Origin of the sequence: Amycolatopsis sp. GM8 (genome assembly GCF_021653975.1) — a bacterium.
Classification (GTDB): domain Bacteria; phylum Actinomycetota; class Actinomycetes; order Mycobacteriales; family Pseudonocardiaceae; genus Amycolatopsis_E.
Genome location: NZ_JAJKFK010000001.1, coordinates 515,072 through 528,832, shown reverse-complemented (window position 1 = coordinate 528,832; position 13,761 = coordinate 515,072). Strand labels below are relative to the sequence as shown.

At 70.3% G+C, this 13,761-nt stretch carries 14 protein-coding genes; 6 read left to right on the top strand and 8 right to left on the bottom strand.

Translation table 11 applies throughout. The features are described from left to right. Nucleotides 1-48: 48 nt before the first annotated feature. The gene (locus LOZ83_RS02550; RefSeq protein WP_236788370.1) at nt 49-1,716 is read right to left on the bottom strand and encodes a fumarate hydratase; all 1,668 of its coding nucleotides are present in this window, start codon (nt 1,714-1,716) and stop codon (nt 49-51) included. A gap of 98 nt (nt 1,717-1,814) precedes the next feature. On the opposite strand from LOZ83_RS02550, the gene LOZ83_RS02545 reads away from it, so the two are divergent. Further along, nucleotides 1,815-2,270, top strand: coding sequence for an SRPBCC family protein (locus tag LOZ83_RS02545; protein WP_236788368.1), 456 nt, complete (start codon nt 1,815-1,817; stop codon nt 2,268-2,270). Between the two features lie 306 nt (nt 2,271-2,576). Here LOZ83_RS02545 and LOZ83_RS02540 read toward each other — a convergent pair whose 3' ends face one another. From LOZ83_RS02540 to LOZ83_RS02530, 3 genes are all read right to left on the bottom strand, one after another. Beyond that, entirely contained in the window at nt 2,577-3,620 is a 1,044-nt protein-coding gene (locus tag LOZ83_RS02540) for a sigma-70 family RNA polymerase sigma factor (RefSeq protein ID WP_236788367.1), read from the bottom strand. Nucleotides 3,621-3,844: 224 nt separating this feature from the next. After that, on the bottom strand, nt 3,845-4,270 hold the full coding sequence (dtd, locus tag LOZ83_RS02535) for a D-aminoacyl-tRNA deacylase (RefSeq protein ID WP_236788364.1): 426 nt from the start codon (nt 4,268-4,270) through the stop codon (nt 3,845-3,847). Between the two features lie 88 nt (nt 4,271-4,358). Next, nucleotides 4,359-5,840: a class I SAM-dependent methyltransferase gene (locus tag LOZ83_RS02530; RefSeq protein WP_236788362.1), complete on the bottom strand. Its 1,482-nt coding sequence runs from the start codon at nt 5,838-5,840 to the stop codon at nt 4,359-4,361. A gap of 38 nt (nt 5,841-5,878) precedes the next feature. On the opposite strand from LOZ83_RS02530, the gene LOZ83_RS02525 reads away from it, so the two are divergent. Beyond that, nucleotides 5,879-7,123: an amidohydrolase gene (locus LOZ83_RS02525; protein WP_374202610.1), complete on the top strand. Its 1,245-nt coding sequence runs from the start codon at nt 5,879-5,881 to the stop codon at nt 7,121-7,123. Between the two features lie 78 nt (nt 7,124-7,201). Beyond that, complete coding sequence (locus tag LOZ83_RS02520; RefSeq protein WP_236788360.1) at nt 7,202-7,528, top strand: DUF3099 domain-containing protein; 327 nt, start codon at nt 7,202-7,204, stop codon at nt 7,526-7,528. Here LOZ83_RS02520 and LOZ83_RS02515 read toward each other — a convergent pair. Continuing rightward, on the bottom strand, nt 7,525-8,391 hold the full coding sequence (locus LOZ83_RS02515) for a PfkB family carbohydrate kinase (RefSeq protein ID WP_236788358.1): 867 nt from the start codon (nt 8,389-8,391) through the stop codon (nt 7,525-7,527). The genes LOZ83_RS02520 and LOZ83_RS02515 overlap by 4 nt on opposite strands. After that, nucleotides 8,388-9,290: a pseudouridine-5'-phosphate glycosidase gene (locus LOZ83_RS02510; RefSeq protein WP_236788356.1), complete on the bottom strand. Its 903-nt coding sequence runs from the start codon at nt 9,288-9,290 to the stop codon at nt 8,388-8,390. The genes LOZ83_RS02515 and LOZ83_RS02510 overlap by 4 nt, the downstream gene beginning before the upstream one ends. Here LOZ83_RS02510 and LOZ83_RS02505 point away from each other — a divergent pair. Continuing rightward, nucleotides 9,201-9,860 carry a DUF1990 family protein gene (locus LOZ83_RS02505; protein ID WP_236788354.1) on the top strand — a complete coding sequence of 220 codons (660 nt, stop codon included), beginning with the start codon at nt 9,201-9,203 and terminating at the stop codon, nt 9,858-9,860. The genes LOZ83_RS02510 and LOZ83_RS02505 overlap by 90 nt on opposite strands. A gap of 7 nt (nt 9,861-9,867) precedes the next feature. Here LOZ83_RS02505 and LOZ83_RS02500 read toward each other — a convergent pair whose 3' ends face one another. Next, the gene (locus LOZ83_RS02500; protein ID WP_236788352.1) at nt 9,868-10,377 is read right to left on the bottom strand and encodes a pyridoxamine 5'-phosphate oxidase family protein; all 510 of its coding nucleotides are present in this window, start codon (nt 10,375-10,377) and stop codon (nt 9,868-9,870) included. Between the two features lie 111 nt (nt 10,378-10,488). Here LOZ83_RS02500 and LOZ83_RS02495 point away from each other — a divergent pair, with 111 nt between their 5' ends. After that, complete coding sequence (locus tag LOZ83_RS02495; protein ID WP_236788350.1) at nt 10,489-10,737, top strand: DUF3039 domain-containing protein; 249 nt, start codon at nt 10,489-10,491, stop codon at nt 10,735-10,737. Here LOZ83_RS02495 and LOZ83_RS02490 read toward each other — a convergent pair. Further along, complete coding sequence (locus LOZ83_RS02490; protein WP_236788348.1) at nt 10,704-11,753, bottom strand: YihY/virulence factor BrkB family protein; 1,050 nt, start codon at nt 11,751-11,753, stop codon at nt 10,704-10,706. The two genes, LOZ83_RS02495 and LOZ83_RS02490, sit on opposite strands and share 34 nt — an antisense overlap. A gap of 217 nt (nt 11,754-11,970) precedes the next feature. Between LOZ83_RS02490 and LOZ83_RS02485 the strand changes: the two genes are divergently transcribed. Then, complete coding sequence (locus tag LOZ83_RS02485; RefSeq protein ID WP_236788347.1) at nt 11,971-13,725, top strand: DEAD/DEAH box helicase; 1,755 nt, start codon at nt 11,971-11,973, stop codon at nt 13,723-13,725. The last annotated feature ends 36 nt before the right edge of the window (nt 13,726-13,761 follow it).

Here is a 13,761-nt window from a genome sequence, read left to right as displayed (position 1 = left end):
AGCCACCTCCACTACATTGTTCCTACTCAAGTGTACAACACTGTAGGTTCAACTGCGGAAGCTGATCTGCAGCACCGGCTCCGAGGTCTCGGCGAAGAAGTCGTTGCCCTTGTCGTCGATGACGATGAACGCCGGGAAGTCCTCGACCTCGATCTTCCACACGGCTTCCATGCCCAGCTCCGGGTACTCCAGGACGTCGACCTGCTTGATGCAGTCCTGCGCCAGCCGCGCGGCGGGCCCGCCGATCGAGCCGAGGTAGAAGCCGCCGTGCTCGCGGCACGCCGCGGTGACCTGCTTCGACCGGTTGCCCTTCGCGAGCATCACCAGCGAACCGCCCGCGGCCTGGAACTGGGCGACGTAGGAGTCCATCCGGCCGGCCGTGGTGGGGCCGAACGAACCGGACGCGTAGCCCTCCGGGGTCTTCGCCGGGCCCGCGTAGTACACCGGGTGGTCCTTCAGGTACTGCGGCATTTCCTCGCCCGCGTCGAGCCGTTCGGCGATCTTCGCGTGCGCGATGTCCCGCGCGACCACGAGCGGCCCGGTCAGCGACAGCCGCGTCTTCACCGGCAGTGCCGCGAGCTGGGCACGGATCTCGCTCATCGGGCGGTTCAGGTCGACGCTCACGACCTCGTCGGACAGGTCGTCCTCGGTGACCTCCGGCAGGAACCGCGCCGGGTCCCGCTCCAGCTGCTCGATGAACACGCCGTCCGCGGTGATCTTCGCCTTCGCCTGGCGGTCCGCGGAGCACGAGACGGCGATGCCGACCGGGCACGAAGCACCGTGCCGGGGCAGCCGGATCACCCGCACGTCGTGGCAGAAGTACTTGCCGCCGAACTGCGCGCCGATGCCGAACTGCCGCGTCATCTCCAGCACCTGCTGCTCGAGATCCGGGTCGCGGAACCCGTGGCCCAGCGTGGACCCCTCGGTCGGCAGGTCGTCCAGGTACCGCGCGGACGCGAGTTTCGCGACCTTCAGGTTGAACTCGGCCGACATCCCGCCGACGACGATCGCGAGGTGATACGGCGGGCACGCCGCTGTGCCGAGGCTGCGCAGCTTCTCGTCCAGGAACCGGGCGAGCCGCTTCGGGTTCAGCACGGCTTTCGTTTCCTGGTAAAGGAAAGTCTTGTTCGCGCTGCCGCCGCCCTTGGCCATGAACAGGAATTCGTAAGCCGGGTCGCCCTTACCGTCCTTGTGATACAGCTCGATCTGCGCCGGCAGGTTCGTCCCGGTGTTGCGCTCCTCCCAGAAGTTCACCGGTGCCATCTGCGAGTAACGCAGGTTCAGCTCCTGGTACGCGTCGAACACGCCTCGCGCGAGCGCGCGCTCGTCGTCGCCGCCGGTGAGCACGCCTTCGCTGCGCTTGCCGATGACGATCGCGGTGCCGGTGTCCTGGCACATGGGCAGCACACCGCCCGCGGAGATCGCGGCGTTGCGCAGCAGGTCCATCGCGACGAACCGGTCGTTGCCGCTTGCTTCCGGGTCGTCGACGATCGCGCGCAGCTGCGCCAGGTGCGAGGAGCGCAGCAGGTGCTGGATGTCGGTGATCGCGGTCTTCGCCAGCTTGGTCAGCGCTTCCGGTGCTACTTCGAGGAAAGTGCGCCCACCCGCTTCCACGACCCGGACGCCGTCCGGGGTGACGAGCCGGTATTCGGTGTGGTTGTCCGGGGCGAGGGGCAGCACATCGGTGTACTGGAACGAGGTGGTGGTGGCGGTCAACGCACGGCTCCCTTGCGCGGGCGGTTCGGGTGGGAGCTGACGTTACCGCGCGAATCCCCGTGCTGACCGTGTGGTGTGGTGAAGCCTAAGTTGTTGCCATGGCCATCGAGACCGATCCGCCGAGGGTCGTCACCGCGCACCGCGACATCGCCGCCGGCGCGGCACGGATCTTCGGACTCATCGCCGACCCGTCCCAGCAACCACGGTGGGACGGCAACGACAATCTCGCCGAGGCGCCCGCGGGTCAGCGGGTGCGCGGCACGGGTGAGGTGTTCACGATGACGCTCACCGTGGGCACCACGCGGGAGAACCGTGTCGTCGAGTTCGAGGAGGGGCGGCGCATCGCGTGGCAGCCGTCGGAACCGGGCCAGGAACCGCCGGGACACCTGTGGCGGTGGGAGCTCGAACCGGTCGGCGAGACGCTGACCCGGGTCACCCACACCTACGACTGGACCCGGTTGACCGACGAGAAGCGGCAGGTCCGGGCGCGGGCCACAACGGCGGACAAACTCCGGGCCTCGCTGGCGAAACTCGCCGAGTTGGCCGAGTCCTGACCCGGGTCCGGGTAAATCGGAAGGCCGGGCCCACCCCGACGGACCCGACCTTCCGGGGCAAGCGAGCGAGCGCAGCAGCGCCCCTCGCGAAGCTCACACTCGGAAGACGTGCGTTTCCCGAGCGTGTTGCTTCGACCGTCCCGTGATCTATGTCATATGTCAACGCTGCCGATAGGCGTAAAGCCGCGATCTCACAGGGTGATCACTTTCGAGGCGGCCGAGCCGCTTGCTGCGGGCAAGCGAGGGACCGCCTCCGGTTCCGCTACCCGCACCGCCACGCAAGCCGCTTGAAACCGTTCCTGGTGATCAGCTGGCGTAGGCGCGGAGGCGCTCGGCCCGCTCTCCCTGGCGCAGCTTCGCCATCACCTCGCGCTCGATCTGCCGCACGCGCTCGCGCGACAGGCCGAAGTGCTTGCCGATCTGGTCGAGGGTGCGCGGCTGCCCGTCGTCGAGCCCGTAGCGCAGCCGGATCACCGACTGCTCGCGCTCGTCGAGGGTCGCCAGCACGCGCCGCAGGTCGTCCTGCAGCAGCCCCGAAATGACCGCGCTCTCGGCGTCGGTCGCCTCGGAGTCCTCGATGAAGTCGCCCAGCGGGGCGTCCTCCTCGGTGCCCACTGGCATGTCCAGGCTCACCGGGTCACGCGCGTGGTCGAGCAGGTCCCCGACCTTCTCCGCCGGGATACCCGACTCCGCCGCCAGCTCGTCGTTCGTCGCCTCGCGGCCGAGCTGCTGGTGCAGGTCACGCTTGATGCGGGCCAGCTTGTTCACCTGCTCGACGAGATGCACCGGAAGCCGGATCGTGCGGCCCTGGTCGGCCATGCCGCGCGTGATCGCCTGCCGGATCCACCAGGTCGCGTAGGTGGAGAACTTGAACCCCTTGGAGTAGTCGAACTTCTCGACCGCGCGGATCAGACCCAGGTTCCCCTCCTGGATCAGGTCCAGCAACGGCATTCCCCGCCCCGTGTAGCGCTTGGCCAGCGAAACGACCAGCCGCAGGTTGGCCTCCAGCAGGTGGTTCTTCGCCTGGTGGCCGTCCCGGATCAGCGCCCTCAGCTCGGTGCGCCGCTGGTCGGACAGCTTGGCCGCGGTCTCCAGCATGTGCTGGGCGAACACCCCTGCTTCGATGCGCTTGGCCAGCTCGACCTCGTCGGCGGCGGACAGCAGCGCCGTCTTGCCGATACCGTTGAGGTACACGCGCACGAGGTCCGCCGCCGGACCCTGCGCGTCGAGGTCCGCGTCGAGGTTCGGCGGAACGCGTACGCTGGACTCGAGAGCCGGCTCGGAGGCGGGCTCGGCGACAGCCCGTTCACGGGTACGCCGAGTCTTCCGTTCGAGGGTCTGTACTGACATGTTTGCCTCCCCGGTCACGGGCTGACACGTGTTGGTGCGTCACACCGGTAATGCGTCGTGCGCCGAGCCTGTGGAACCCGGTGTACGACTCCGGCTTCGTCAGCCGGACATCTGGGTCAACGCCCTCGGTCTCCGAAACGTTCCCAGCTTCTACAAGAGTGGACGGGGTCACGCCCGATCCGGTTGCTCCAGCAAGCCTGAGGTTCTCCTGAGAGAGAATTGGTTCAGACCTCTATCAGAACTGTGAAAGGACCGTCGTTCACGCTCCGCACCTTCATGGTCGCGCCGAATTCGCCGGTACTGACACGGACATCGCGCGCCCGGAGTTCACTCACGACGGAATCGAAGATCTGCCGCGCCGCTTCCGGCGGGGCCGCCGCGCTCCATGATGGACGCCGGCCCTTGCGCGTATCGCCGTAGAGGGTGAACTGGCTCACCACGAGCACGGGGGCGGCGGAAGTCGCCACCGACTCCTCGTCACGGAGGATGCGCAACTCGTGCAGCTTCCGCGCCATGGTGACCGCTTTGTCCGGTGTGTCGTCCTTGTGTACGCCGAGTAGTACGAGCAGTCCTGGTTCGGCGATCGCGCCGACGACCTCGCCGTCGACCGTCACGTCCGCTTTGGTGACGCGCGCGGCAACCGCCCTCATACGGCCTCCTTGTCGGACGCGGCAAGCCGCGGCAGTGTCTTCGCGTCGGCCAGCATGGTGTCTGGTGATTCGGACCTGCAAGCAGTCCTCATGCCGGCTCGACCATGCCGTGCCGCACCAGCTCGCGGATCATCGGCAACGCGGCGTCCCGCAAGTCCTCCACACTGCCGCCGTGCGCGAACGACAGCAGTTCCAGCAGGTCGGACAGCGGCAACGCGCCCCGGCAGCCCGCCAGCAGCGCCGTGGCCAGCTCGTCGACCTCGTGCTGCCAGCCGGGCCCGTCCGTGCGGTGCAGGCGGCGGATGCCGGTCTCCCAGCCCTCGTCACCGGCCCCGGCGACGGTCTCCAGCAACACCGTCGGCGGCACCCGGAACCGCGTGTCCAGCAGCTCGTCGCCGTGCTCGCGCAGCCACGCGACCCGGTCCAGCCAGCCGCCGGCCTCCGGGCCCAGCGGATCGTCGAAGGCCTGGCGCAGGTCCTCACAGACGATCGTCGGATGTGCGACATCCGCGCGGCGCAGTGTCACGAAGCCGAACCCGACCCCGCGCACCTTGTTGTCGTCGAACCAGTCCAGCCAGGCGCTCGCCTTCGCCCGGCCTTCGGGCGAGCGCGGGTCGATTCCCGCGTCGCGCAGCCAGGTTCCGACGTACAGGCCCGGATCCGCGACGTCACGCTGCACGAACCACGCGTCGGTGCCCGCGGGGAGCCAGCGCGCGACCCGATCGGCCCAGTCCTCACCCTCGACGTGCAGCCAGGACGCGAGCAGCTGCCCGACGCCGCCATCGGTGAGGAAGGCGGGCAGCTGGCGGACGACCAGCGCGGACGCGTCGTCCCCGGCGAGGCCTGAATCGCGGTAGGTGTAGTCGACGCGTGGCGGCCCGACGACGAACGGCGGGTTGCACACGATCTGGTCGAACCGCCGCCGCGCGACGGGCGCGAACCATTCGCCGCGCACGAGTTCGACGTCGAGCTCGTTGAGCCGGAAGGTCGCGTCCGCCAGGGCGAGCGCACGCTCGGACACGTCGGTCGCCGTGACCCGTTGGGCGTGCCTCGCGGCGTGCAGCGCCTGCACCCCGCAGCCGGTGCCGAGGTCGAGCAGCGTGCCGGCCGGGCGCCTGATCGTCGCGCGGATGAGGCTGAGTGACGCGTGCCCGACGCCGAGCACATGCTCCGGCGGGACCTCGCCACCCAGCAGGTCCGAGTCGAGATCCGAGATGACCCACCATTCGCCCTGCTCGTCGCCGTGCGGGCGGACGTCGAGCGCGGCCTCGAGCGCGTCTCCGTTCGTCTTCAGGAGCCCGGCTGCCAGCGCGTCCTCGACCGCCACGGGTGCGAGCGCGGCCTCGACCTCGTTCGCGGGTTCGGCGCTCCCGAGCAGAAACAGGCGGATCAACGTGCCCAGCTCACCGGCGTCGCGGCTCGCGCGGAACGCGAGCTCCGGCTCGCCCCGCCCGAGCGCCGCGTGCGCCGCGCCGCCGAGCGCCGCCAGCACGCCGTCGGCGTCGTACCGCGTCCGCTGGAAAGCCTCGCGCAGCCGGGCACACAGATCGTCGGAAAACTCAGGATTCACAAGGGGTGATCCTCGCACGGGTGTGTTGAGATGGCCTGGTGACTCTCGCGCCGCTCGAAGGATTGCTGCCGTCCTTACGGGAGCTGTACATCGACCTGCACCGCAACCCGGAGCTGTCCTTCGCGGAGCACCGGACGGCGGCGGAACTGGCCCGGCGGCTGGGCGATGCCGGGTACGAGGTGCACACGGGCATCGGGGGTACCGGCGTGGTCGGCGTGCTGCGCAACGGAACCGGCCCGGTGGTGCTGCTGCGGGCCGATATCGACGCGCTGCCGCTGCAGGAGAAGACCGGGCTCGAGTACGCCAGCCGGGCGCGCGGCACCGACGTCGACGGCAAGGACGTGCCGGTGATGCACGCGTGCGGGCACGACATGCACGCGACCTGGCTGAGCGGCGCGGCCGATCTCCTTGCCCGGGCGCGGGAATCCTGGCAGGGCACGCTGCTGGTCGTCTTCCAGCCCGGGGAGGAGCGGGGCTCGGGCGCCGAGGCGATGCTGCGCGACGGGCTGTTCGACATCGCGGGCACGCCGTCGGTCGTGCTGGGGCAGCACATCGTGCCGGGGCCGGCGGGCTGGGTGCTGATCAGGCCCGGCGTGATCATGGCGGCGACCGACTCGCTGCGGATCGTGCTGCACGGCCGGGGCGGGCACGGCTCGCGCCCGGAGACGACGGTGGACCCGGCGGTGATGGCGGCTTCGGTCGTGATGCGGCTGCAGACCATCGTGTCGCGCGAGATCTCCGCGACCGAGTCCGCCGTGGTGACGGTCGGGCAGTTGCACGTCGGCACGGCGAGCAACATCATCGCCGACGAGGCCGTGCTCGAGGTCAACGTGCGGTCGTTCGACGAGCAGGTGCGCGCGAAGGTGCTCGCGGCGATCGACCGGATCGTGCGGGGCGAGGCGGCGGCGGCCGGTGCGCCGAAGCCGCCGGAGATCACCTCCATCGCGAGCTTCCCGGTGACCACGAACGACGATGCCACGACCGAGACGCTGACCGCGCTGTTCCGCAAGGTTCGCGGGCCGGAGCGGGTGATCGAGGCGCCGCTGGTGACCGGTAGTGAGGACTTCAGCGAGTTCGGCAGGGCGGCCGGGGTGCCGTCGGTGTTCTGGCTGGTCGGTGGCCTGGACCAGGACCAGGTGCTGACCGCGATCGCGGGCGGCCGGTTCGACGAGGACGTGCCGTCCAACCACTCTCCGCTGTTCGCGCCGGTGCTCGAGCCCACGCTGGGTGCCGGGGTCGAGACACTCGTCATGGCGGCGCTGGAATTCCTGGCGGCGCCGTGACCGGTGCGGGATCGACACCCCTCCCGAGGTATCGTCCCGCGGCCCCGAGTGGGAGCATGAGATCAGGAGGTGGTCATCGTGAGCAATTCGTCCCACGACCACAGGGACGATGCCGACCCGGTTCTGATCACCGAGGCCGCACCCTCCTACGAAGAGGAGCACGCCGCCCGGAAGCGCAAGTACATGACCATGATGGGCCTGCGCTTCCCGTGCCTGATCCTGGCGGGCGTCTTCTACCACACGTGGTGGCTGGCGCTGCTGTTCATCGTGATCTCGATCCCGCTGCCGTGGGTCGCGGTGCTCGTCGCCAACGACCGCCCGCCGCGCAAGGCGGAGCAGGTCAGCCGTTACCGGCGTGAGGCCCGGCAGATCGAGCACCGCGAACACCGCATCATCGACGGCTAGGGCTGCGCGCCCACCCGCGAAACGGCTCGCGCGCCGAGTGCCGTCCCGGCGCGCAGAGCGTCCACTGTGGACTTTCCGGTTAGCCACGCCGACAGCACACCGGCGTCGAACGCGTCGCCCGCTCCGGTCGAGTCCACGGATTCGGCGTCCTCGGCGGGCACGCTGACGACGCCGTCCGGGCCGACCCAGCTCGCGCCGTCGAGGCCCGCGGTGACGGCCACCGCGCCGACGGTGTCCAGGAGTGCCGCCGCCGCTGCCGGATCGGCCGAGCCGGTCAGCGCGACCAGCTCGTCGGTGTTGGGCAGCAGCAGGTCCACGCCGCGCACGTCGTCGAGGAACGCGGCCGGATCCGTGATCAATCCGGCCGACTGCGGGTCCACCGAGGTGCTCAGCCCCGCGTCGCGCGCCGCAGCCAGCGCGGCGAGGCCGCCCGGACGTGACGAGGCATCGAGCAGCACGTAGCCGGACAGATGCAGATGCGTCGCACCGGCCAGCACCGCACGGTCGATGTCCTCGGCGCGGAACCGCGCGTTGGCGCCGCGATCGGGCAGCATGCTGCGCTGGCCTTCGCCGTCGACGAGCACGACGACACAGCACGTCGCGGCTTCGGCGTCGACCGCGAAGGCGCACCGCACGCCCGCGGCTTCCAGCTCCGCCCGGACGAGCCGCCCGCCCGCGTCGTCCCCGACGCGCGCGACCAACGTCGTGTCCATCCCGGTGGCCGCCAGCCACAACGCGGTGTTCGCGCCCGCGCCGCCGCCCTGGAGACGGATCTCCGCGCGCGAGTCGCCGCCGTGCACGATCGCTTTTTCGTGCCGTGCCACGACATCCAGGCCCGCGTCGCCGACCACGATCACCTTCACGCCAGCTCCACGGCGATCTCGGCGGCGAGCTTCGCGTTGGCGAGGACGAGCGCCTCGTTGGCGTCGAGGCTCACGCCGCCGCTGGCGGTATGGAAGTGTTCCAGCAGGACCGGTGTGACATCCTTGCCGTGTACGCCCTTGCTGCGCAACAACTCCAGCCCGTCGGTGAGCAGCCGGTCGTGCAGCTCTCTGTCCATTTCGGACTCCGGTGGGATCGGATTCGCCAGGAGGACACCGGATCCGGCGTACTGGCGATGCGCGGTGACGACCGCGGCGGCCCGCACCGCGTCGTCGACGCGCCACGGCACGGGGAATCCCGACGAGCGCAGGTAGAACGCGGGGAAGTCGTCGGTGCGGTAGCCGAGGACCGGCACCGAGTTGGTCTCGAGGACCTCCAGCGTGGCGGCGATGTCGAGGACGGACTTGACACCGGAGCACACCACGAGCGTCGGAACCCGGGCGAGCACACCGAGATCGGCAGAGATGTCCCAGGAGTCGGCGGCGCCGAGGTGGACTCCGCCGAGGCCGCCGGTGGCGAACACCCCGATGCCGGCCTGGTGGGCCAGGGTGGAGGTGCTCGCGACGGTCGTCGCGCCGGAGCGCCCGAGGCCGATGGCGGGGCCGAGGTCACGCAGGGAAAGCTTGTCCAGCCCGGAATCGGCGGCGCACACGCGGTCCAGCTGCGCGGGGGACAGCCCGGCGACGGGAACCCCGTCCAGCACGGCGATCGTCGCCGGGACCGCGCCCGCCGCGCGCACGGTCTCCTCCAGCCGCCGGGCGACGTCGAGGTTTCGGCCGGGCGGCAGGCCGTGGGACAGAATGGTGCTCTCGAGCGCGACGACGGGCCGGCCGCTGTCAACGGCCTCGGCGACCTCGCCGGACAGGGAAATCTGGGTCACGACCGCCCATCATCACCGACGCGGCGGGCCGAACACCCGGCGGGGCTCGGAGAATGCGCAGGTGCCGCCGCTGGATCCGGCGCGGGTCGCGGAGCTGCGCGCCCTGCCGTTCACCTACCCCGAGTCGGCGCGACCGAGTACGGCTTCCCGCGCGGCTACCGGAGGTTCCAGCGTTCCCGCCCGCTGGCGGATACCACCGACTTCGAAGCGGCGGCAGCCGATCTCCTGCGCTGGCAGGTGCATCGGCGCGCAGGTTTGAGGGTCTGCGCGGAAAGCACCGTTGCCGAGCCGGGTGCGGTGGTGGTGCTCAGCCTCCTCGGCCTCAGCGCGCCCTGCCGGGTTGTTCACGTCGTGGCCGAACCGGACCGGCGCGGCTTCGCGTACGGCACGCTGCCCGGGCATCCCGAAGCCGGTGAGGAGGCCTTCATGCTCGAGCGAGATCGAGACGGTGGCGTGGCGTTCACGATTCGTGCTTTTTCCCGGCCTGCCACCGTGCTGACACGCGTGGCCGGACCGCTGGGGCGGCGCGTTCAGGACGTCATGACGAGGCGCTGCCTGCGCGCACTCTGAACCCGCGTCACCGATGCGGCGGGTTGAAGTCCCAGCGGGTGGGGGAGCCGGGGAAGTCGCGTTCGTCCAGGCCGAAGGCCCAGGCGGGGCGGACCCGGACGGTCGCGTTCGTCGCCGGGGAGGTCAGTTCGGGGCCGTAGTCCGTGCCGTACTTGGTGTTCATCGCATCCAGGAAACCGCGCAGCGCGGCCGGGTCCTTCACGATCCGCGCGGTGCCCTCGACGATCACCGGGTTGAGCGCGTCGTCCGTCGTGATCGACACCGCCGAGCCCGCCTCGATGTTGCGGATCTTGCGCGACCCCAGCGACGAGGAGAACCACAGCGCCTCGTCCCGCCAGATCGCCCAGACCGGCATCTGGTGCGGCCGCCCGTCCGGCCAAACGGTGGCGACCCAGTACTCGTGCGACGCGCGCAGCCGGCCCAGCGCCCACGACCACGGCAACAACCCCGTGCCCTCACCGGCGGGCAGGGTGCCGTAACCGGGCATGTGCGGACGACTGGCACGCGGCTCCAACATCCGGGCCTCACCCCCTTCAGCTCAGATAGTGCGCCACACCGCCGCCCGCTGCACGGCGGCACCCGAAGGCCATCCCTTCGCGTCGCGCCATCGCTGCGGCATCATGGGCACATGAGCACCACGACTCTGCCCGAGGTCGACACCCGGCCCGAGAGCACCGAAGACACCGATACCGACCAGCCGAAGATGTTCCACTACGTGCGCAAGAACAAGATCGCCGAGAGCGCGGTCATGGGCACGCACGTGGTGGCGCTCTGCGGTGAGGTCTTCCCGGTGACCAAGTCGCCGAAGCCCGGCTCGCCGGTCTGCCCGGCGTGCAAGGAGATCTACGAAGGCCTGCGCCCCGGCCCCGAGGACTGATCCGCGACCCGCGCACCGCCGTCCGCCGGAGGTTCGGGCGGGCGGCCGTTGTCGTCGCCGGACGGCTGCTCCGGCGGCCGCGGCCGGCTCGGGCGTTCCAGTTCCAGCCGCCGCCACCGGCGCCGCTGCCGATGAGTCATCTTGGCCGGCCACAGTTCCTGGATGGCGGCGTTGAAGTACGCGCCGCCGACCACGGCCATCCCGATGAAGTACGTGAACAACAGCCACGCGATCGGCGTCGCCAGCGCGCCGTAGGTGTACCCGGTGCGGGTGATCCAGCCCAGGTAGATCCGCAGCCCGATACTGGACAGCAGGAAGATCGCCATCGCGAGCGCCGCGCCCGGCAGGCCCCGGTGCCACGGCAGCCGTCTCGGCAGCGCGAGCTTGTACAGCGTCGCGAGCGCCAGCAGCAGACCCACGCCGAGCACGGGGTAGTACCCCACGCCGATCCACGTCGACACGGTCGGCTGCCACGAGCGGGGGAGTAGTTCGATCAGCAGGTCCGGTCCGAGCGCGATCACCGGTAGCCCGCTCACCAGCAGGATCAGCCCGCACAGGTACATCATCAGCGCGAAGACCCGTTGCCAGACGCTGTTCCGCACGCCCTCCTGGCCGTGCGCGACGGTGATCGCGTCGACGAACGACGACATCGCCGACGAGCCCGCCCACAGCGAGATCACGAACCCGACCGACACGATCTCGCCCTTGCCCTTGGTGAGGATGTCGTCGACGGTCGGCCCGATGATCTGGTTGACCACGTTCTCGGTGAACACCCGCTCGCACAGCGCGATGATCTTGTCGTGCACGTCGGCCACGAAGCCGGCGCCGAACCAGTCACCCATGAAACCGAGGCTGCCGAGCAGTCCGAGCAGCAACGGCGGCAGCGACAGCGTCTGCCAGAACGCCGCCTCGGCGGACTCGGAGAAGAGGTTCCCGTCCCACGCCTTGGACAGCGTCCGGCCGATCAGCCGTCGGGCACCCTTGCGCGGCGGCGGGGCTGCGGGCTTGTCACTCATGTTGCTTCCAGCATGGTCCATCCGGGCGTATCCGTCGCGTCAGGGGTGTGGCGTGTTCCACTCCGCCGGAGCTCGGTTGTGTCGAGGCGGCCGTCGGCGGACCCGACCGGTACTCTCGGCCGAGCGCCCTCACTCCGGCCCGGCATCGCGGTCGGCCCGAATCGTGGGGGTTTTCGCATGTGGCATCCGGGGATCGGCGAGAGGAGGGGGAACACCCTTGTCGGACACGGCACAGCGTAACGGGGGCTTCGCGGCGCCCGAGGCCGAGCAGGACGTGACACCTCGCCCGCTGCGCGCGTGGCAGCGGCGCGCCCTGACCAAGTACCTGACCAGCAAGCCGCAGGACTTCCTCGCGACCGCGACCCCCGGCGCGGGGAAGACGGTGTTCGGGCTGCGGGTCGCGGCGGAACTGCTGTCGGACCGGACGATCGAGCGGATCACGATCGTGACCCCGACCGAGCATCTGAAGCACCAGTGGGCGATCTCCGCGGCCGCCGCCGGGATCGCGATCGACTCGAACTACCGCAACGGCCAGGGCGCCACGTCCGATGACTACCAGGGGGTCGCGCTCACCTACGCACAGGTCGCCGCCCATCCGACGCTGCACCGGGTGCGCACCGAGAACTTCAAGACGCTCGTCATCCTCGACGAGATCCACCACGGCGGGGACGCGAAGTCCTGGGGGGACGCGGTCCGCGAGGCGTTCACCCCCGCCGTGCGGCGCCTGTCACTGACCGGGACCCCGTTCCGCAGCGACGATTCGCGCATCCCGTTCATCACCTACGAGCCCGACGCCGACGGCTCGATGCGCAGCAAGGCCGACCACGCGTACGGCTACGCCGACGCGCTCGCCGACGGTGTCGTGCGGCCGGTCGTGTTCCTGGCGTACTCGGGCGAGGCGTCGTGGCGGACGAACGCGGGCGAGGAGTTCACGGCCCGCCTCGGCGAGCCGCTGACCGCGGAGCAGACGGCCCGCGCGTGGCGCACGGCGCTGGACTCGGGCGGCGAGTGGATCCCGGCGGTCCTGCAGGCCGCGGACACCCGGCTGCAGCAGTTGCGCGGCAGTGGCATCCCGGACGCCGGCGGGCTGGTGATCGCGACCGACCAGGATTCGGCGCGCGCCTACGCGAAGACCCTGGCGCGGATCACCGGCGAGAACCCGGTGATCGTGCTCTCCGACGATCCGAAGGCGACCAAGCGGATCGGCGAGTTCGCCGACTCCGATGACCGCTGGCTGGTCGCGGTCCGGATGGTGTCCGAGGGCGTCGACGTGCCGCGGCTGGCGGTCGGCGTTTACGCGACGAGCGCCTCGACGCCGTTGTTCTTCGCACAGGCGATCGGCCGGTTCGTGCGGGCGCGGCGCAAGGGCGAGACGGCGAGCGTGTTCCTGCCGAGCGTGCCGGTGCTGCTGGAGCTGGCCAGCGAGCTGGAGGCCGAGCGCGACCACGTGCTCGGCAAGCCGCACCGCGAGAAGGACGGCTGGGAAGACGAGCTGCTCGCGCAGGCCAACCGGACCGAGGACGAGCCGGGCGAGGAGGAGAAGGCGTTCACGTCGCTGGGTGCCTCGGCCGAGCTGGACCAGGTCATCTACGACGGCAACTCGTTCGGCACCGCGGTGTTCTCCGGCAGCGAGGAGGAGCAGGAGTACCTGGGGCTACCGGGGTTGCTGGAGCCCGACCAGGTGCGGGCGCTGTTGCGCAAGCGGCAGGAGGAGCAGCTCGCCGACGACAAGCGCCGCAAGCCGCAGGAGGACCCGGCGGCTGTGGTGTCCGAGCGGCCGCAGTCGGTGTCCGAGCGCATCGCGTCGCTGCGCAAGGAGCTGAACACGCTGGTCGGGGTGTACCACCACCGCACGAACAAGCCGCACGGCGCGATTCACAACGAGCTGCGGCGGGTCTGCGGCGGGCCGCCGACCGCGATGGCGACCGTCGAGCAGCTGGAAGAACGGATCGTCACCCTCCGCTCCTGGTGATACGAGAAGCGGGCGGGAACCTGAGGAGGTCCCCGC